The 18056-nt window shown below is 71.6% G+C and carries 18 protein-coding genes; 12 read left to right on the top strand and 6 right to left on the bottom strand.

Annotation, left to right across the window (positions count from 1 at the left end; genetic code table 11):
* Positions 1 to 17 precede the first annotated feature (17 nt).
* From DAE25_RS12780 to gmd, 3 genes are all read right to left on the bottom strand, one after another.
* The gene (locus DAE25_RS12780; RefSeq protein WP_107766572.1) at positions 18 to 1877 is read right to left on the bottom strand and encodes a DUF4012 domain-containing protein; all 1860 of its coding nucleotides are present in this window, start codon (positions 1875 to 1877) and stop codon (positions 18 to 20) included.
* 184 nt (positions 1878 to 2061) lie between these two features.
* A complete protein-coding gene (locus DAE25_RS12785) occupies positions 2062 to 3012 on the bottom strand; it encodes a GDP-mannose 4,6-dehydratase (protein ID WP_234411019.1) in 951 nt (316 codons plus the stop codon).
* Positions 3009 to 3992: a GDP-mannose 4,6-dehydratase gene (gene gmd / locus DAE25_RS12790; RefSeq protein ID WP_107766574.1), complete on the bottom strand. Its 984-nt coding sequence runs from the start codon at positions 3990 to 3992 to the stop codon at positions 3009 to 3011. Before gmd ends, DAE25_RS12785 begins: the two co-directional genes overlap by 4 nt.
* Before the next feature lie 62 nt (positions 3993 to 4054).
* Between gmd and galE the strand changes: the two genes are divergently transcribed.
* The 3 genes from galE to DAE25_RS12805 are packed head-to-tail and all read left to right on the top strand — an operon-like array spanning position 4055 to position 6788.
* On the top strand, positions 4055 to 5068 hold the full coding sequence (gene galE / locus DAE25_RS12795; RefSeq protein ID WP_107766575.1) for a UDP-glucose 4-epimerase GalE: 1014 nt from the start codon (positions 4055 to 4057) through the stop codon (positions 5066 to 5068).
* Complete coding sequence (locus DAE25_RS12800) at positions 5068 to 5838, top strand: N-acetylmuramoyl-L-alanine amidase family protein (RefSeq protein WP_234411020.1); 771 nt, start codon at positions 5068 to 5070, stop codon at positions 5836 to 5838. Before galE ends, DAE25_RS12800 begins: the two co-directional genes overlap by 1 nt.
* Before the next feature lie 20 nt (positions 5839 to 5858).
* Positions 5859 to 6788, top strand: a complete 930-nt coding sequence (locus DAE25_RS12805; protein ID WP_107766576.1) for an alpha/beta hydrolase — start codon at positions 5859 to 5861, stop codon at positions 6786 to 6788.
* A gap of 7 nt (positions 6789 to 6795) precedes the next feature.
* Here the strand turns inward: DAE25_RS12805 and DAE25_RS12810 are convergent, their stop codons facing one another.
* Positions 6796 to 7698 (bottom strand): dihydropteroate synthase, encoded by a 903-nt coding sequence (locus tag DAE25_RS12810; RefSeq protein WP_107766577.1) that lies wholly within the window; start codon positions 7696 to 7698, stop codon positions 6796 to 6798.
* A gap of 31 nt (positions 7699 to 7729) precedes the next feature.
* Between DAE25_RS12810 and DAE25_RS12815 the strand changes: the two genes are divergently transcribed.
* On the top strand, positions 7730 to 8422 hold the full coding sequence (locus tag DAE25_RS12815) for a dihydrofolate reductase family protein (RefSeq protein ID WP_234411021.1): 693 nt from the start codon (positions 7730 to 7732) through the stop codon (positions 8420 to 8422).
* 13 nt (positions 8423 to 8435) lie between these two features.
* Here DAE25_RS12815 and DAE25_RS12820 read toward each other — a convergent pair whose 3' ends face one another.
* On the bottom strand, positions 8436 to 8960 hold the full coding sequence (locus DAE25_RS12820; protein WP_107766731.1) for a type 1 glutamine amidotransferase domain-containing protein: 525 nt from the start codon (positions 8958 to 8960) through the stop codon (positions 8436 to 8438).
* A gap of 117 nt (positions 8961 to 9077) precedes the next feature.
* On the opposite strand from DAE25_RS12820, the gene npdG reads away from it, so the two are divergent.
* From npdG to DAE25_RS12840, 4 genes are all read left to right on the top strand, one after another.
* Entirely contained in the window at positions 9078 to 9779 is a 702-nt protein-coding gene (gene npdG, locus DAE25_RS12825; RefSeq protein WP_234411022.1) for an NADPH-dependent F420 reductase, read from the top strand.
* Between the two features lie 247 nt (positions 9780 to 10026).
* Positions 10027 to 11394, top strand: coding sequence for an IS607 family element RNA-guided endonuclease TnpB (gene tnpB, locus DAE25_RS12830; protein ID WP_159083719.1), 1368 nt, complete (start codon positions 10027 to 10029; stop codon positions 11392 to 11394).
* Between the two features lie 224 nt (positions 11395 to 11618).
* On the top strand, positions 11619 to 12956 hold the full coding sequence (locus DAE25_RS12835; RefSeq protein ID WP_159083720.1) for an MFS transporter: 1338 nt from the start codon (positions 11619 to 11621) through the stop codon (positions 12954 to 12956).
* A gap of 37 nt (positions 12957 to 12993) precedes the next feature.
* Positions 12994 to 13599 carry a rhomboid family intramembrane serine protease gene (locus DAE25_RS12840; protein WP_107766581.1) on the top strand — a complete coding sequence of 202 codons (606 nt, stop codon included), beginning with the start codon at positions 12994 to 12996 and terminating at the stop codon, positions 13597 to 13599.
* Between the two features lie 110 nt (positions 13600 to 13709).
* On the opposite strand, the gene DAE25_RS12845 is transcribed toward DAE25_RS12840, so the two are convergent.
* A complete protein-coding gene (locus DAE25_RS12845; protein ID WP_107766582.1) occupies positions 13710 to 14870 on the bottom strand; it encodes an acyl-CoA dehydrogenase family protein in 1161 nt (386 codons plus the stop codon).
* 158 nt (positions 14871 to 15028) lie between these two features.
* Between DAE25_RS12845 and DAE25_RS12850 the strand changes: the two genes are divergently transcribed.
* The 4 genes from DAE25_RS12850 (at position 15029) to DAE25_RS12865 (ending at position 18053) form a co-directional block, all read left to right on the top strand.
* On the top strand, positions 15029 to 15664 hold the full coding sequence (locus tag DAE25_RS12850; RefSeq protein ID WP_107766583.1) for a hypothetical protein: 636 nt from the start codon (positions 15029 to 15031) through the stop codon (positions 15662 to 15664).
* 64 nt (positions 15665 to 15728) lie between these two features.
* A complete protein-coding gene (locus tag DAE25_RS12855; protein WP_107766584.1) occupies positions 15729 to 16508 on the top strand; it encodes an ABC transporter ATP-binding protein in 780 nt (259 codons plus the stop codon).
* The gene (locus DAE25_RS12860) at positions 16505 to 17263 is read left to right on the top strand and encodes an ABC transporter permease (RefSeq protein WP_107766585.1); all 759 of its coding nucleotides are present in this window, start codon (positions 16505 to 16507) and stop codon (positions 17261 to 17263) included. The genes DAE25_RS12855 and DAE25_RS12860 overlap by 4 nt, the downstream gene beginning before the upstream one ends.
* A 19-nt stretch (positions 17264 to 17282) precedes the next feature.
* Positions 17283 to 18053, top strand: coding sequence for a MerR family transcriptional regulator (locus DAE25_RS12865; RefSeq protein ID WP_107766586.1), 771 nt, complete (start codon positions 17283 to 17285; stop codon positions 18051 to 18053).
* Positions 18054 to 18056: the final 3 nt, after the last annotated feature.

Below are 18056 nucleotides of genomic sequence, written 5' to 3' on the forward strand. Positions count from 1 at the left end.
GGAGCATCTGGCGACGACTACTGGCTCCGGGCCACGAGGGTGAACCGGGGGGAGTCGTCCAGGGCGGCGTCGGTCCACGTGAGGGTTCCCCGGCCCTCGGCGGTCCAGCCTTCGGGGAGCTCATCGGCGGTGAACCCCTTAGGCAGGTGCACGCGAACCGATGTGCTCTGGGGGCGCACCATGCCCTGGGGGTCGACGTCGAGACCGTAGGTCAGCGTGTCGTCGTCGCGGACGGCCGCGGCGGGGACGTCGTACTCGAGGCGAATCGTGCGCCGGGCTTGGGGCGCGAACTCGATGGTCTGTCGGACGAAGGGGCGGCCGAAGTAGTCGCCGACGTTGAACTCGATGGGCGTCCCGTCCACGGTCACGGTGTCCACGTCGGCACGGCGGGGCAGGAACGACCCTACGGACAGCGTCGCGTACCGGGTGAAGTATCCGGACCCGGTGTCGACGCCGGGTCCGGCGTACGGCGCGCTGTCGTTGTGGATCTCCACCTCGAGCGCCACCCGCGCGCTGCCGTCGGGCCGCAGGCGCACGTCGGAGCTGACCGTGCGCGACTGCCAGTAGTCGGTCTTGCTGGCCACGACGTTCTGGGTGAAGACGCCGAGGTAGTCGTGCTTGGTGTCGGAGAGGTCCCCGCTGAGGGCGAGGTCGTCGATGGTGGCCTGCACCTTGTCGTCGCGGAAGTAGACAGCGAAGTGGCGTCCGGCTGCGGCGTCGGCCAGCACCCGCGCCTTTTCGGGGAGCTGCCCGGTGCCGAGCAGACGGTCCACGAAAAGTGCCACCAGGGCTCGGTTGGCGGCCTTGCGCTCCTGCACGCCGGAGTCGGCGTAGTCGTCGTAGCTCCCGACGAGGGTCTCGACCAGGTTGGTGCTGTCGACCCGTCCGTAGCCGGGGACGTCCATGGGGCCGGTGATCTTGGACAGACGGGCCAGGGTGACGACGTCGACGGCGATCAGTCCGGACATGTTGCGGCCACGGAGGGCCCGCCAGGCGTTGAGGGTCTCCTCGCCTGCGACGGGCCAGGACGGAGCGAGGCCGGCAAGCGTCACCCGCTGGCGTCCCCGGTGGAACTGGTTTCCCTTGACCTTGCGCCAGTAGCGGGGCTGGAACACGGCCGGGTTTGCGGCGGTGTCGACGCTCTCGCCGATCGTCACGCGGCCGTCGGAGACAGTGACGGGGGCGTATGAGAGCGCGCTGCCTCCGGAGAAGTACATCTCGGCGGGATTGAGGATCGAGATGAGGTACTTGCGATCACCGTCCGCGCCGAGGAGCGCTGGCAGCTCATGCATGAGAGGCATCATGTCGCCGAGGGTGTCGGTGAGTGGAGTCACCTGCTCGAGCGCCACGTCGCGAGCCTCGCCGATCTGGCCACCGGCAGGTCCTGTCCCCTCGATGGCCGACAGGCTCGTGCGAGCGCTGTCGAGCTCGTCCTTGACCCCCTCTGCCGTGACCACCAGACGTTCGAGGGTGGCGATGTCCACCTTGCCACCCTCGAAGAACGTGGCTTCGTCGCCTGCGACCTCGGGGTAGGCGTCGGTGCCCAGCTCGGCGGTCGTGACGACAGCATCCAGGGCTTCGCCGAGGTGGCGGGCGTCGCGGACGCTGGTCCCCACGACCGGCAACCACTGCCCGAAGACGCCCACGGGGCCCTGGACGGCGAGCTGGATCGTGTCCGCGTGCTCCCGTGCGCTGGCGGTCGCATCCCGGGCCGCGTCCGCGTCACCGTCCTGCAGGGCAGTCTTGACGGCCTCGAGATCGGCCTGCGCACCGTCGGCTGCTCCGGGGACCTGCGCCAGGGAGACCGCGAGCGCGCCGAACCCGAGCGCAGCGGACAGCAGGACGACGGGTTTGCGGAACGAGGGGAGCGTAGGCACGCGCTCCAGTATCCCAGCCGAGCGGTGACCTCGGAAAACGCCGCGAGGGGACCCATCGGCCCGGGTGCGCCGATATCGAGCGGCGGGTCGCGCGTGACCTCGCCGCTGCTTCCCCCTCTACCGGATCAGGATGCTGGTGCTGGCCGGCGTCACCGACGGCTTCACGCAGGCGTCTGGCACAGAGTCAGTCGCTCTCGAGGTCGGCGGCCACCATCCGCCCGACCACCTCGGTGAAGCCGACGGTGGGTGACCAGCCGAGCGTCGTACGGGCCAGGGATGAGTCTCCGACGAGCTCGGTGGCATCGGCCGGTCGGACGAAGGCCGGGTCGGTGTGCACCAGGTGCCGCCAGTCGTCCATGCCGGCCGCACCGAAGGCGGCCGACACGAAGTCGTCCACGCTGTGGCTCTCGCCGGTGGCGATGACGTAGTCACGCGGGGTGTCGACGCGAGCCGCACGCACCATGGCGTCGACGTAGTCGGGTGCCCAGCCCCAGTCGCGGCGGGCGTCGAGGTTGCCGAGCACCAGCCGCTCGGCCCGGCCCTGCGCGATGGCGGCCACGGTCGAGGTGATCTTGCGGGTGACGAACTGCCCCGGTCGCCGGGGCGACTCGTGGTTGTAGAGCACGAGGCTGGACGCGTGCAGCCCGCGCTGCCGGCTCACGCCGACCGCGAGGTGCGCGTAGGCCTTCGCCGCGCCGTACGGGTTGAGCGGTCGCACCCGGGTGCCCTCGTCCTGAGGGGAGCGGTCGGGCTCGCCGAAGATCTCGGCGCTGGAGGCCTGGACGACGCGGACGTCGTGGCCGCGCTCGTGCAGGAGGCGGGCGCTCTCCAGCAGCGCCACGGGGGCCATCCCGTTGACCCGGCTCACCAGGTCGGGCTCCTGCCACGACTGGGCGACCGAGCTGATCGCGGCCAGGTTGTAGACCTCGTCGGGGGAGAGGTCGAGCACGAGCCGCCGGGTCGCATCGACGTCGGCAACGTCCCCGACGTGCAGCACGACGTCGGGGGGGCAGTGAGCGGGACGGGCATCGGCCGCCAGCACCAGGGCGTGCACCTCGACGCCGTCGGCGACCAGCCGCTCGGCCAAGTAGCTGCCGTCCTGACCACCGATGCCGGTGACGAGGGCTCGGGTCACCGCCAGCCGGCCTTCAGGGCCGCGAGGTCCGCGTCGACCATCATCCGGACGAGCTCCTCGAAGCCCACCTCGGGCCGCCAGCCGAGCTTGGTGTGGGCCTTGGTCGCGTCACCGATGAGGAGGTCGACCTCGGCGGGGCGCATGAAGCGCGGGTCCTGGCGCACGTACTGCTTCCAGTCGTCGATGCCCACGTGGCCGAAGGCCACCGTGAGCAGCTCCTCGATCGAGTGGGTCTCGCCCGTGGAGATGACGTAGTCCTCGGCCTCCTCCTGCTGGAGCATCAGCCACATCGCGTTGACGTAGTCGCCGGCGAAGCCCCAGTCGCGGCGGGCATCGAGGTTGCCCATCACGATCTCGTCCTGGAGCCCCAGCGTGATGGCGGCCACGGCCTTGCTCACCTTGCGGGTCACGAACTCCTCGCCGCGGCGCGGCGACTCGTGGTTGAAGAGGATGCCGGAGCTGGCGTGCATGCCGTAGGACTCGCGGTAGTTGATCGTCATGTAGTGGCCGTAGACCTTGCTGACGCCGTACGGCGAGCGCGGCCACAGCAGGGTCTCCTCGGTCTGCGGGACCTGGTGCACCTTGCCGAACATCTCCGAGCTCGACGCCTGGTAGAACCGCACCGCCGACGGGTCGTCGCCGGCGTGCAGGCGCACCGCCTCGAGCATGTTGAGGACGCCGATGCCCGTGACGTCGCTGGTGACGAACGCGTTCTCCCAGGAGTAGGCCACGAAGCTGACCGCGCCGAGGTTGTAGACCTCGTCGGGCTGCGAGTCCCGAAGCGCGCGCATCAGGCTGGAGAGGTCGGTGAGGTCCCCGTTGTGCAGCGTGACATCCGGGACGAGGCGCTCCACCAGCTGGCGGCGGGGGTTGTTCTGGCCGCGGATGACCCCGTGGACGTCGTACCCCTTCGACAGCAGGAGCTCCGACAGGTAGAGGCCGTCCTGACCGGTGATCCCGGTGATGAGTGCGGTAGGCATGGCCGCGATTGTGCCAGTCCTCGAGGGGCGTGCTCCGTACCGGCGTCGGTAGGGTGCGCGGCATGAAGATCCTCGTCAGCGGCGGCACCGGCTACATCGGCTCGCACACCGCCATCCAGCTCGTCCAGGCCGGCCACGACGTGGTGATCGTCGACAACTTCAGCAACTCCCAGCCGACCGTGCTGGGTCGCCTCGAGGCGCTGACCGGCACCGCCCTGCCGATGCACTCCTTCGACCTGCGCGACTACGACAAGACCGAGCACCTCTTCGCCGCCGAGGGCTTCGACGCCGTCATCCACTTCGCCGGCTTCAAGGCGGTCGGCGAGAGCGTGGAGAAGCCGCTCGACTACTACGAGAACAACATCGGCTCGACGTTCTCCCTGGTCCGGGCCATGCAGCGCTACGACGTCGACAAGCTCGTCTTCTCCTCCAGCGCGACCGTCTACGGCACCGACCAGGCCGGCGCGACCGAGGACCGTCGTACGTTCGCGACGAACCCCTACGGCTGGACCAAGGTCATGCAGGAGCAGATCCTCACCGACGTGGCCCTGGCGGCGCCGCACATGCGGGTCGCGCTGCTGCGCTACTTCAACCCGGTCGGCGCGCACGTGTCCGGCACCATCGGCGAGGACCCGTCCGACACGCCCAACAACCTGATGCCCTACATCGCGCAGGTGGCGGTCGGGCGGCGCGACAAGCTGAGCATCTTCGGCGACGACTACGACACCCCCGACGGCACCGGCGTCCGCGACTACATCCACGTCGAGGACCTCGCCGCCGGCCACATCGCGGCGCTGGAGAAGCTCACCACCACCGACGAGCCGGTCAGCGTCTGGAACCTCGGCTCCGGCCACGGCACCAGCGTCCTGGAGCTGCTGCGCGCCTTCGAAAAGGCCGTCGGGCGCGAGCTGCCCTACGAGGTCGTGCCCCGTCGTCCCGGCGACGTCGCGTCGTCGTACGCCGACCCGTCCAAGGCCAACGCCGAGCTCGGCTGGCGCACCACCCGGTCGGTGGAGGAGATGTGCGCCGACACCTGGCGCTGGCAGTCGCAGAACCCCGAGGGCTACACCAGCTGATGCTGGCCACGCTCGGCCTGTCCGTCGCCACCGCGCTGCTCGCGTCCGGCCCGCTGGCCGGTGTGCCTTCGGTGGTTGAGGTGCGAGCGGAGCGAGCCTCGAAACCACTCGCCGGCCACACGGTCGTCCTCGACCCCGGCCACCAGCTCGGCAACGCCAACTTCCCCGCCGAGATCAACCGGCCGGTGCCCGCGGGTGGCTTCACCAAGCCCTGCAACTCGACCGGGACCTCGACGGACGGCGGCTATCCCGAGGCCACGCTCAACTGGCAGGTCGCCCGGCAGCTGCGTGCCCGGCTCGTGGATCTGGGCGCGACGGTCGTGATGACCCGCACCAGCAACCGCGCGGACCGCTGGGGTCCGTGCGTCGACGTGCGCGGGCGGGCGGGCAACAAGATCGACGCCGACCTCAAGGTGAGCATCCACGGAGACGGGTCGTATGCCGCCGGGGCACGCGGCTTCCACGTCATCGCGCCGACCTCGCGGGCGGGCTGGACCGACGACATCGCCCGCCCCTCGATGGACCTGGCGAAGTCCGTGCGTCGCGGGCTGGTGCGGTCGGGGGTGCCGGTGGCCAACTACATCGCCGGGGGAGACGGGCTCGACGTCCGCTCCGACCTCGGCACGCTCAACCTCTCCGACGTGCCGACCGTGATGGTCGAGCTCGGCAACATGCGCCACCCCGACGACGCCCGCCGGATGACGTCGGCGCGCGGGCGCGCGGCGTACGCCTCGGCGTTGCTGAGCGGGATCCGCCGCTTCCTGCGCTGACGCGCCGCTAGGTTGACGCCATGCCTCTCGACCCGCAGCTCAAGGACATGCTCGCCTTCATCGAGTCGGCGGGCTACCCGCCGATGGAGGAGGGGACGCCCGCAGCGGCCCGGCAGGGCTTCCGGGTCATGGCGGTCGACATGGTCAAGCCCGAGGACGTCGTGCCGGTCGGCTCGGTCGAGGAGCTCACGGTGCCCGGCGGTGCGGGCGAGCGCGACGCGCGGCTCTACAAGCCGGAGGGCGACGGGCCGTGGCCGACGCTGGTCTACCTGCACGGCGGCGGGTTCGTCGTCGGCGACCTCGACACCCACGACCAGACCTGCCGCCGGATCTGCCGCGACGCCGACATCGCGGTGCTGAGCGTGGACTACCGGCTGGCGCCCGAGGACCCGTTCCCCGCCGGCCTCGAGGACGCGCTGACCGCCACCGAGTGGGCCGCGGCCCACCTCGCCGACCTCGGCGGCGACGACCGACTGGCCGTCGGCGGCGACAGCGCCGGTGGCAACCTCTCGGCCGTCGTCGCCCAGCACCTCGGTGACGTGCTCGCCGCCCAGATGCTCATCTACCCGGCCACCGACGGCGTCGGCGACTACCCCTCCAAGACGGAGAACGGGGAGGGCCTCTTCCTCACCGCGAAGATGATGCAGTGGTTCAGCGACCACTACGTGCCGGCCGACACCGACCTCGCCGCCGAGCTGCACCGGATCGCGCCGATGCACGGCGACCACTCCGAGGTGGCCCCGGCGCTCGTCGTCACCGCCGAGTTCGACCCGCTCCGCGACGAGGGCGAGGCGTACGCCGAGGCGTTGCGCGCCGCCGGCGTCACCGTCGAGCAGGTCCGCTACGACGGGATGATCCACGGCTTCGTCGACATGGGCCCGTTCTCCGCGGCGGCCGCCGACGCGGTCGAGGACATGAACAAGCGCTTCGGGGCACTGCTGCGCCGCTGAGGACGCCTCAGCGCACCTCGAGGGCGCGCAGCGCGCTGAGCACGACCCGGAGGTGGGGCACCTCGTGCACCCGCAGCAGGTGGGTGCCGCCGAGGGCCGCGAAGACGGCGTAGAAGCCCTCGGCCTTGCGGAACTCGTCGCCGAAGATGTCGTAGGTGTGCGGCAGCACGTTGCACACCGGCACGCCCAGCGGCCGGAGCCGGAAGGTCTGGGACAGCACCCGCGTCTGGTGCCGCGAGCGGGTCAGCGGGTCGACCAGGTTGCCGTAGTGGAAGCCCATCCCGGGGTCGACGACCACCCTGGTGGCGCCCAGCTCGCGCGCCCGCTCGATGCGCGCGCCGAAGTGCTCCAGCAGGACCGGCATCGGGTCGGCGTCCGGTGGCACGTCGGAGGCCTCGCGCACGTTGGCGGTCTCGCCGAAGCAGATGACCACCGCGGCGTCGTACTCCGCGGCGAGGGTGAGCATGGCGTCCTCGTGCTCACGGCCGGTCATGTTGAGGATGCGCGCGCCGGCGTCGAGGCAGGCGGCGACCACGGTGGGCTCGTAGGTCTCGACGGAGACGACGGCCTCCGCGGCGAGCTGCTCGACGACCGGGACCAGCGCCTTGACCTGGTCCTCGGGGGAGACGCGCGCCGCCTGAGCGTTGCTCGACTCGGCGCCGAGGTCGATGATCGCGGCGCCCTGCGCGGCCTGGATGCGGCCCATCCGGACGGCGTCGTCGGGGCTCGTCGCCACGCTCTCGCGGTAGGTCGAGTCGCGGGACAGGTTGACGCAGCCCATCAGGGTCACCGGTCCGTCGCCGATGACCACCTCACCGGCCGGGCTGTCGATGACGACGGGCTCGACGGGCGCGGACCAGGCGTCGCCGTACTGCGCGGAGAGGGCCGCGAGGTCCGCAAGGGTGATCACGTCCCAGACTGTAGGCGGCAGGATGGAACGTGTGACCTCTCCTCTCGCCCTGCCGCACCTGTCCGACCTGAGCGACGACGAGCTGACGCAGGCCTACGCGCCGCTGGCCGAGCCGTGGCTGCGGGTCAACTTCGTCAGCACCGTCGACGGCGCCGCGCAGGGCGGCGACGGCCTCAGCAAGAGCATCAACAACCCCGTCGACAAGCGGGTCTTCGACGCGTTGCGGCGCAACGCCGACTGCCTGGTGGTGGGGGCGGGCACGCTGCGTGACGAGGGGTACGACGTCCCGAAGATCCCGCTGGTCGTCGTGTCCGGCTCCGGGGAGGTGCCCGAGACGCTGCGCGAGGCCCCCGAGGGCCGGATCCTGATGGCGACGACCGCGTCGGCCTCCGGACTCGCTGAGTCGCGGTCGCTGCTCGGGGACGAGCAGGTGCTCGTGCTGGGCGAGGACGCGGTGGACCTCGTGGAACTCAAGTCGCGGCTGGCCGCGCGGGGCTGGGTGGACCAGCTGTGCGAGGGCGGGCCGGGGCTCTTCGCCGCTGCGCTCGAGGCCGGGGTCGTGGACGAGCTGTGTCTCACCATCGTGCCGCGGCTGCTGGGCGGGGACTTCACCCGGATCACCGCCGGCGCGGACCTCGATGTGTCACTGACCCCCCACTCGTTGCTGGAGGAGGAGGGGACGCTGCTGGGCCGCTGGCTGGTCGCCGGCGGCCGCAGCAGCTGATCTCCGGTTTTGCTCAGCCCAGGGCGGAGAGCAGGGCCTTGCTGAAGGAGGGCAGGTCGTCGGGGTTGCGCGAGGTGATGAGGTTGCCGTCCTCGACGACCTCCTCGTCGACCCAGTCGCCGCCCGCGTTGCGGATGTCGGTCTGCAGGCTCGGCCACGAGGTGACCCGCTTGCCGGACAGGACGCCGGCCTCGACGAGGGTCCACGGGGCGTGGCAGATCGCGGCGACGGGCTTGCCCGACTCGACGAACGCCTTGATGAAGGCGACCGACTTCTCGTCCATCCGCAGGGCGTCGGGGTTGGCGACACCGCCGGGGAGGACGAGGGCGTCGTAGTCGTCGACGGAGGCGTCGGCGACGGTCGTGTCGACCGAGCGGGTCTCGGCCTTGTCGAGGTGGTTGAAGAGCTGGACCTCGCCGGACTCGGGGGACAGCAGCTCGGCCGTGTGGCCGGCGCCGGTGACGGCGTCCCACGGGTCGGTGAGCTCGACTGCCTCGATGCCCTCGGATGCGGTCAGGAATGCGATGCGCTTGGTCATGCCCTCCACGGTGTCTCGCGGGGAGGGGCTGGACAACACACCTGCGGGTGGTGCGGGGCCACGGCCGCTGGATGGCGGGTCGGATCCCTCTGGGGCGGCGGGCGCTAGCCTCACGGCGTGACCGACGACACCACGATGCCCGCCGAATCCACCGCCCCTCGCATCGGGGACCAGACCATCGCCGTCCTCGGCGGCACCGGCCCCCAGGGGCGCGGACTGACCCGGCGCTTCGCCACCGCCGGGCTGACCGTGGTGCTCGGCAGCCGCACGGCCGACAAGGCCGAGGCGACCGCCGCCGAGCTGTCCTCGGCCCTCGGCATTCCCGTGTCCGGGGCGAGCAACGCCGACGCCGCGGCCGCCGCGGACGTCGTACTGGTCGTCGTACCGTGGGACGGGCACCGGGAGCTGCTCGAGTCGCTCCGCGACACCCTGGCCGGCAAGGTCGTCGTCGACTGCGTCAACCCGCTCGGCTTCGACAAGCAGGGGCCCTACGCGCTGCAGGTCGAGGAGGGGTCGGCCACCCAGCAGGCCGCCGCGATCCTCACGGAGTCCCGCGTCGTCGGCGCCTTCCACAACGTCTCGGCCGTCCTCCTCGAGGACCCGGCCGTCGAGCGCGTCGAGACCGACGTCCTCGTCCTCGGCGACGACCGCGAGGCCACCACGCTCGTCCAGGAGCTCGCCGACGTCGTTCCCGGCATGCGCGGGGTGTACGGCGGACGGTTGCGCAACGCGCACCAGGTCGAGGCCCTGACCGCCAACCTGATCGCCATCAACCGGCGCTACAAGTGCCACGCGGGGTTGCGCGTCACCGACGTCTGACTGGGTGTGTCCCTATTGCACTGACGACGAGCACGGTCACCGTGCGGGGCATGGCCTGCTCAGTACGCGGCGGTCCGCGAGGACGGCACGCAGCTGGCGGACGCATTTCGCCAGGCCGCCGATCTGCACGACGAGCTCGTGCAGGCACTCTCCCGCGCCGTCTGAAGCAGAGCGCCCTCCACACCTGCCGGTCAGCGGTACCGCGGGTTCGCGGTCTTTGTCGGTGCCGACCGGCACCATCAGGGGCATGCCCGTAGCTGCTGGAAGGACCGCCGATGCCGCGCTGGTCTCGCACACCGGTGTGGCGTTGACCCGGGCCACGACGTTCCGGTTCACCCTCGACGTCACCAGCGAGCAGCACCAACGGCTGTTGGCGCATGCCGGGGCGTCCAGGCTGGCGTTCAACCATCACCTGGCCCGGGTGAAGGCGAACCTCGACCAGCGTGCCGCCGAACGCACCTACGGGGTGCCGGAGGAGGACCTGACGCCGGCGTTGTCGTGGAGCAAGGTCTCCTTCATCAACCACATGAACGCCTGGAAGGACGGCCGCGCGGTCGACGCGCCGGTCAACCACGACGGCAGCCGGGGTCTGCCGTGGCGAGGCGAGGTGTCGACCGATGTGTTCGAGACCGCGTCCGTGCACGCCGCCCAGGCGCTGGCGAACTGGGCGGCCTCTCGGAACGGCGCACGGGCCGGCAGGGTGGTCGGGTTCCCGCGGTTCAAGTCCCGGCACAAGACGACGCCGGCGTTCCGGCTCCGCGCCAAGTACCCCGAGGGTGCCGCGCCACCGGTCCGTCCGACCGGACCAAAGGCGATGCGGTTCCCCAAGCTCGGTGAGCTCGGGGTCCGCGAGTCCACCCGCCGGCTACGTCGGCTGCTTCAGCAGGGCCGCTTCCACGCCTACGCCGCCGCGTTCCGGTACGAGCGCGGCCGCTGGGTCGTCTCGGTCACCGGCGTCGCCGCACCGTTCCACCCGGCCCGCCGCACCACCACCGGCCGCCACCGGGCCCGGGTCGGGGTCGACCTCGGCGTGAAGACCCTCGCGCTCGCCGCCGACGAACACGGCAACCTCCGAGGAACCTGGGAGGGGGTGAAAGCGCTCCACACAGCCCAAGCGCGCCTGAAGCTGGCTAACCAGAGGTACTCGAGAACCAAGAGGGACTCCAACGGCCGCAAGAAGGCAGCACGACGTCTGGGCAAGCTCCACGCCCGCGTCGCTGCGGTACGGAAGGCGCTGTTGCACCAGATCACCGCCGACCTCGCCAAGGGCTACGCCTGTCTCGTGGTCGAAGACCTGAACACCGCCGGCATGCTCGCCAACCGGCGGCTGGCACGGGTGGTCTCCGACGCTGCGTTCGCAGAGCTGCGCCGGCAACTCGAGTACAAGAGCAGTTGGTACGGCACCGAGCTCGTCATCGCTGACCGCTGGTTCCCGTCGTCCAAGACCTGCTCCGGCTGCGGGAGCATCAAGGCCGACCTGACCTTGGCCGACCGCACCTACCGATGCGACTCCTGCGGTCTGGCCATCGACCGCGACGTCAACGCCGCGATCAACCTCGCCCGCTACACCGAACCACCACCGCGCAGTTCACCGCCACAACATGTGGCCGCCTGACGCCCGCACCGCGTCTGCACCCGGATGGGCCGGGGAAGAGCTGACCGCCACCCTGCAGCACTGGGACACTGGGTCGGAACCGAGGTAAGACCACCCCAGTGGCGCTCGGACGGCGACCAAACCACACGTCCGTCAGGGCAGTGGTGAAGGGGAGCCGGCGTCGTCCCGAATAGGGACACACCCAGTGAGGAATGCGGCCACGCCGGGAGGTGTTGCGACCGGACGTGGCCCAGACAGTGACGACCCCCGTGCAGGCACCCGACGACTCCCGTCGGGTGTCCGTGCTGCTGGGTCTCCTCTTCGGCCTTGCCGGCATGGGCTCGTCGTCGGCGGCCGTCGCCCTGCCGTTGATGGCGCCCGACCTCGGGGTGAGCGTCGGGACGGCCGCGTGGAGCATCAGCCTCTACGTCCTGATGCTCGCCGTGACGACGGCCGTCTACGGCCGGGTCAGCGACCTGGTCGGCGTACGCCTCCCGCTCGTCTTCGGCATCACCCTGATGACGGTCGGCGCGCTCTCGGCGGCCCTGGCCCCGACCTTCGAGGTGCTGCTCGTCGCCCGGCTCTTCCAGGGCGCCGGCGCGGCGGCGGTGCCGACGCTCGGGGTGGCGGCGCTGAGCGCGCGGTACGCCGGGTCGGTGCGCGGTCTGGCCCTCGGCCGGCTCGCCGGGGTCGCGGCGGCGATCAGCTGCCTCGGGCCGCTGGTGGGCGGGGTCGTCGAGCACGCGCTGGGCTGGCGCGCGGTGATGGCGCTGCCGATCCTCGGCGTGGTCGTGATCCCGTTCCTCTGGCACGCGCTGGCCGGCGGCGGCACCGGCGCGCGGCTCGACATCATCGGGGCCGTGCTCGTCGCCGTCACCTCGGGCGGGCTGGTGCTGCTCGTGCAGTCCCCGACCAGCGGGCTCGCGATCGCCGTCACCGGGGCGCTGATGCTGCTGCTGGGCGCCCCGCTCGTGGCGATGCGGGTGCGGCGCAAGCCGCACGGCTTCCTGCCGATGGCGGTCATCCGCAACGGCAAGGTGGTCCGCTCGGCGGTCGCGGCGGCGTCGATCCCGGCGTCGTGGTTCGCCCTGCTCATCGGTGTCCCGGCCGTGCTGGTCAACGCGGGCTGGGAGCCGTGGGAGGTCGGGCTGCTGCTCGTGCCCAGCGCGGTCATCGCCCTGCTCGTCCCGCGATTCGCCGGCCCGCTGCTCGACCGCATCGGGGGCTCCTGGAGCCTCGCGGTCAGCGGTGTCGTGGCCGCCCTGACGATGCTCCTCGCCGCGCTCGGCACCCAGCTCGTCGCGCCCGTCCCGGTGGGCATCGCGGTCGCGCTGGCGACCGTGTCGTTCGGCCTCGGCCAGCCCGCGCTCACCGCGCTGGTGGGTGACGCGGTGCACGCCGACGTCCGGGGCGTGGCCTTGGGCATCGCCACCCTGCTCTTCCTCGTCGGCGGCAGCGTCGGCTCCGCGGTGGTCGCCGGGCTCGGCGAGGTCATCGGGATCCCCGGGAGCCTCGCCGCGCTCGCCGTGCTCCCGGCCCTCGGGCTCCTCGCGCTGGTGCCCGACCTGCGGCGGTCGCGCTGATCGCTGCCGTTCCCGGCAGCCTCGTACTCTCGATGGCATGACCACGCCCGCCCTCACCCGCACGTCCCCGTCCTGGGGCCAGGCCGGGGTGTGGAGCTTCGGGTTCGTGGCGGTGCTGTGGGTCGCGGAGATCGTCGACACCCTGCTGGGCAACCGGCTCGACGCGGAGGGGATTCGGCCGGGCTACAGCGACGGGCTGAGCGGGATCGCGTTCGCGCCGCTGCTGCACGCCGGCTTCGGGCACCTCATCGCCAACAGCGTGCCGCTGCTGGTCCTCGGCTTCCTGATCCTGCTCTCCGGTGTCGCCCGGTGGGCGGCGGTCACGACGCTGGTCTGGGTCGTCGCCGGGGTCGGGACGTGGCTCTTCGGTGGTGTCGGGACCGTCCACCTCGGGGCGTCGGGCCTGGTCTTCGGGTGGCTGACCTACCTGATCGTCCGCGGCTTCGTCACCCGGCGGCCGGGCCAGATCCTGGTCGGGATCGCGGTCCTGATGGCGTACGGCGGGGCGCTGTGGGGCGTGCTCCCCGGCCAGCCCGGGATCTCCTGGCAGGGACACCTCTTCGGCGCGATCGGCGGCGTGCTCGCCGCCTGGTGGCTGTCCGGTGGGCGCCGGGGCGAGCCCGTCGACCGCTACGTCCGCTGAGCGTCGTACGACCTGTCCCGGGGTTTCGAGGCTCGCTGCGCTCGCACCTCAACCACCGAGGGCGGGGTTTCGAGGCTCGCTGCGCTCGCACCTCAACCACCGAACAAGCGTCAGCGGATCGTGCCGGCGTTGTCCCTGGCGAGCGAGCGCGAGATGACCATCCGCTGGATCTGGTTGGTGCCCTCGAAGATCTGCATGACCTTGGCCTCGCGCATGTAGCGCTCGACCGGGAAGTCGCGGGTGTAGCCGTAGCCGCCGAGCACCTGGACCGCGTCGGTGGTGACCTTCATGGCGTTGTCGGTGGCGACCATCTTGGCGATCGAGGCCTCGCGGGAGAACGGCTGCCCGGCGTCGCGGAGTCGCGCGGCGTGGAGCACCGTGGCGCGGGCCGAGACGATCGCGGCCTCCATGTCGGCCAGCACGAAGGCGAGGCCCTGGTGCTCGATGATCGGCTTGCCGAAGGTCTCCCGCTCGCGGGCGTAGGCGACCGCGGCGTCGAGGGCGCCCTGGGCGAGGCCGACGGCCACCGCGGCGATGCCGAGGCGGCCGGAGTCGAGACCGGCGAGGGCGATGCGCAGGCCCTCGCCCTCCTCGCCGAGCCGGCGCGAGGCCGGGACGCGGACGTCGTCGAAGCGCATGGTGGCGGTGGCCGAGCCGGTGAGCCCCATCTTGCGCTCGGGCGGGTCGGCGACCAGCCCGGGGGTCGAGGCCGGGACGAGGAAGCAGGAGATGCCGTTGCGGTCGTCGGAGGTGCGGGCCATCACCTTGTAGAAGTCGGCGTGGCCGCCGTGGGTGGTCCACGCCTTGGCGCCGTTGATGACGTAGTCGTCGCCGTCGCGCCGGGCCGTCGTACGCATCGCTGCCGGGTCGGAGCCCGCGTGCGCCTCGGACAGGCAGTAGGCGCCGAGCAGGTCGCCGCCGAGCATGTCGGGCAGCCACTCGGCCTTCTGCTCGTCGGTGCCGAACGAGTACAGACCGAAGCAGGACAGTGCGTGCACCGAGACGCCGACACCCACCGACGACCACACCGCGGCGATCTCCTCGAGCACCTGGAGGTAGACCTCGTAGGGCTGCCCGCCGCCGCCGTGCTCCTCGGGGTAGGGGAGTCCCAGCAGGCCGGCCCGGCCCAGCATCGTGAAGACGTCGCGCGGGAAGGTCTCGGTCGCCTCGGCCTCCGCGGAGCGCGGGGCCAGCTCGCGGGTCGCGATCTCGCGGGTGAGGGCGAGGAGGTCTCGCGCCTCCTCGGTGGGCAGCACGCGGCTGGCGGTCATGCGGTGGTCCTCCCGGGGATGTGGCTGAGGATTGGAACGAGTGGGCTGTACCGGTGACGGTGGTCACGCTGCCGATCACCCTAGGCGGCGTAGTCCGTCCGAGCCATTTGCCCATCACCCGCCTCGCGGCTCGTCTGGTCACCTCTACGTTGCGCACCATGGACGACCACTGGCTGCCGTACTCGGCGGCGGCCCTGGCGAGCGGTGCGGTCGCCCTGGTCCTCGGCACGCTGAGCCTCCCGATGAGCTCCGACGACATGGCCCTCCTCCAGAGCGCGCAGGTCGAGGGGGGCCGCTGGATCATGGCGGCGGCGGCCTTCTTCTTCTGCGCCGTCGGGATGGGCCTCGGGCTGCCGACGTTCGTCTACACGCTGCCCCGGCGCGGTCGCCGGTTCGGCTACGCGGGCACCACGGTGCTCGGCGTCGCGACGCTGGCCATGGCGGCGTACGGCGCGCTGCTGGTGTTCTTCCAGGCGCTGGCCGCCCACGGGATCATCGACGAGTCGGAGATGGTCCTGCTCGGCCAGGACCCGGGGCTGCGTGGCTTCACGCTCGTCTTCGTCGGCAGCTTCTACCTCGGGGAGGTGCTCCTCGCCGTCGGGATGCTCCGGGCGCGCACCGTCCCGCGCTGGGTGCCGGTCCTGTTCCTCCTGCACGTCGCGATGTTGCCGCTGACCGACCTCGTCCCGCAGCTGGCGGCCGCCGACGCCCTCGTCGTCGGCGTCGCCTTCATGGGGGTGGCGGTGCACTCCAACGAGCGCTTCCAGCTGGCCCGGGTGGGCCGCGAGCACTGACCCCTCCACAGGCCCGGGTTTCGGGCTTGACCCTGACGCAGCGTCAGGGCTGGAGGCTGGTCCCATGTCCACCACCCCAGCCATCGAGATCACCGGTCTGACCCGGTCCTTCGGCGACACCACCGTCCTCAGGGGCGTCGACTTGAGCGTCCCGCCGGGCACCGTCCTCGCCCTGCTCGGCTCCAACGGGGCCGGCAAGACCACCATCGTGCGGATCCTGTCCACGCTGCTGCACGCCGACGGGGGCACCGCCACCGTCCACGGGTACGACGTCGCGAGCCGGGCCGCGGACGTCCGCGGGTCGATCAGCCTCACCGGGCAGTTCGCCGCCGTCGACGAGATCCTCACCGGGCGCGAGAACCTCGTGCTCGTCGCCCGTCTCCGACGCCTCCCGGACCCGCGCGGGATCGCGGACGGGCTGCTCGCCCGCTTCGACCTGGAGAACGCGGGCGACCGGCGCGCGGCGACGTACTCCGGAGGCATGCGGCGGCGCCTCGACATCGCGATGAGCCTGATCGGCGACCCGCCCGTGCTCTTCCTCGACGAGCCGACGACGGGGCTGGACCCGCAGTCGCGCAACGAGGTCTGGCGGACCGTGCGTGAGCTCGCCGACGGCGGGACGACGGTGCTGCTCACCACGCAGCACCTCGAGGAGGCCGAGCACCTCGCGGACCGGATCGCCGTCCTGCACGGGGGCCGGATCATCGCCGAGGGGACCCTCGCCGAGCTCCGGCAGCTGTTCCCGCCGGCAACCGTCGAGTACGTCGAGAAGCAGCCCAGCCTCGAGGACATCTTCCTCGCCATCGTGGGCGGCAGCGCCCCGGACGAAGGAGCCCAGCGATGACCACCCACGTCGTGCACGACACCACCGTGCTGCTCGAGCGGTCCCTGCGGCACATCCTGCGCAGCCCGGACACCATCATCACCACGGCCGTCACGCCGATCGCCATGCTGCTGCTCTTCGTCTACGTCTTCGGCGGTGCGATCGAGGTCGACGGCGCGTACGTCGACTACCTGCTGCCCGGGATCCTGCTCATCACGATCGCGTCCGGCATCGCGTACACCGCCTTCCGGCTCTTCACCGACGTCTCCAGCGGCATCTTCGAGCGGTTCCAGTCGATGCCGGTGGCCCGCTCGGCCGTGCTGTGGGGCCACGTGCTGACCTCCGTCGTGGCCAACCTGGTCTCGCTCGTCCTCGTGGTGCTCGTCGCGGTGGCGATGGGCTTCCGCACCGGCGCCGGCCTGCTGTCGTGGTTGGCCGTCCTGGGGATCCTCGTCCTCTTCACCCTGGCCCTCACGTGGCTGGCGGTGATTCCCGGGCTCACCGCCAAGACGGTCGACGGCGTGAGCGGCTTCTCCTACCCGTTGATCTTCCTGCCGTTCATCAGCTCCGCCTTCGTGCCGACCGAGGGCATGCCTGCCCCGGTGGAGTGGTTCGCCGAGCACCAGCCGGTCACGCCGATCGTCAACACCATCCGCAACCTCTTCGCCGAGCAGCCGGTCGGCACCGAGGGGTGGATCGCGGTGGCCTGGTGCGTGGGCCTGCTCGTCGTCGCGCAGGCGCTCGCGATGCGCACCTACCGTCGCCGGATCGCGTGAGCGACGCCAGACTGTGGCCATGCTGACGATCGGCCAGCTCGCGTCGTACGCCGGGGTGACGGTGCGGGCGGTCCGGCACTACCACGCCACCGGCCTGCTGCCGGAGCCCGAGCGCGACCACTCCGGCTACCGGCGGTACGACGCCGCGGCCGTCGTCGACCTCGTCCGGATCCGCGTCCTGGCCGACGCCGGCGTGCCGCTGTCACGGGTCCGCGAGCTGCTGGGGGCCGACGAGGACGAGTTCGCCACCGCGGTCGAGGAGATCGACCGGCGGCTGCGCGCGGAGATCCGCGAGCGGCAGGAGCACCGGGCGCGGATCGCCCGGCTGGCGGCCGGCGACAGCCTGGCGCTGCCGCCCGAGGCGGTCGCCTACCTGGACCGGCTCCGCGGGGTCGGCGTGCCGGAGGTGATGGTCGAGGCCGAGCGCGACGCCTGGATCCTGGTGGTCGCCCAGCTGCCGGACCGGATGCCGTTCTACATGGAGATGAAGGACCAGCAGCTCGACGACCCGTCCGTGCGGGAGCTCTACCGCGACCTCGCCGAGGTCATCCGGTGGCCCGCCGACGACCCCCGGCTGGACGGGGTCGCCGACCGCCTGGCCGCGCAGTTCGACCAGGCTCCGGACGAGGCATGGGGCGAGGAGGCGTTGCCGGACGACCTCGCGGTCCTGCTCGACTCGGTCTTCCTCACGTCCGTGCCGTGCGCGGCGCGACTGCTCGCACTCCTCGAGGAGCGTGGCTACACGGGGTGGACGAACATCCGGCGGATCCACCCGGGCGACCGGGACTGACAG

The organism is Nocardioides terrigena (assembly GCF_003047265.1).
In the GTDB taxonomy this organism is placed as follows: domain Bacteria; phylum Actinomycetota; class Actinomycetes; order Propionibacteriales; family Nocardioidaceae; genus Nocardioides; species Nocardioides terrigena.

Coding starts and splice junctions, on each gene's coding strand:
- gmd (WP_107766574.1), bottom strand. CDS start 3,992: ATGCCTACCGCACTCATCACCGGGATCACCGGTCAGGACGGCCTCTAC.
- galE (WP_107766575.1), top strand. CDS start 4,055: ATGAAGATCCTCGTCAGCGGCGGCACCGGCTACATCGGCTCGCACACC.
- DAE25_RS12800 (WP_234411020.1), top strand. CDS start 5,068: ATGCTGGCCACGCTCGGCCTGTCCGTCGCCACCGCGCTGCTCGCGTCC.
- DAE25_RS12805 (WP_107766576.1), top strand. CDS start 5,859: ATGCCTCTCGACCCGCAGCTCAAGGACATGCTCGCCTTCATCGAGTCG.
- DAE25_RS12820 (WP_107766731.1), bottom strand. CDS start 8,960: ATGACCAAGCGCATCGCATTCCTGACCGCATCCGAGGGCATCGAGGCA.
- tnpB (WP_159083719.1), top strand. CDS start 10,027: ATGCCCGTAGCTGCTGGAAGGACCGCCGATGCCGCGCTGGTCTCGCAC.
- DAE25_RS12840 (WP_107766581.1), top strand. CDS start 12,994: ATGACCACGCCCGCCCTCACCCGCACGTCCCCGTCCTGGGGCCAGGCC.
- DAE25_RS12845 (WP_107766582.1), bottom strand. CDS start 14,870: ATGACCGCCAGCCGCGTGCTGCCCACCGAGGAGGCGCGAGACCTCCTC.
- DAE25_RS12850 (WP_107766583.1), top strand. CDS start 15,029: ATGGACGACCACTGGCTGCCGTACTCGGCGGCGGCCCTGGCGAGCGGT.
- DAE25_RS12855 (WP_107766584.1), top strand. CDS start 15,729: ATGTCCACCACCCCAGCCATCGAGATCACCGGTCTGACCCGGTCCTTC.
- DAE25_RS12860 (WP_107766585.1), top strand. CDS start 16,505: ATGACCACCCACGTCGTGCACGACACCACCGTGCTGCTCGAGCGGTCC.
- DAE25_RS12865 (WP_107766586.1), top strand. CDS start 17,283: ATGCTGACGATCGGCCAGCTCGCGTCGTACGCCGGGGTGACGGTGCGG.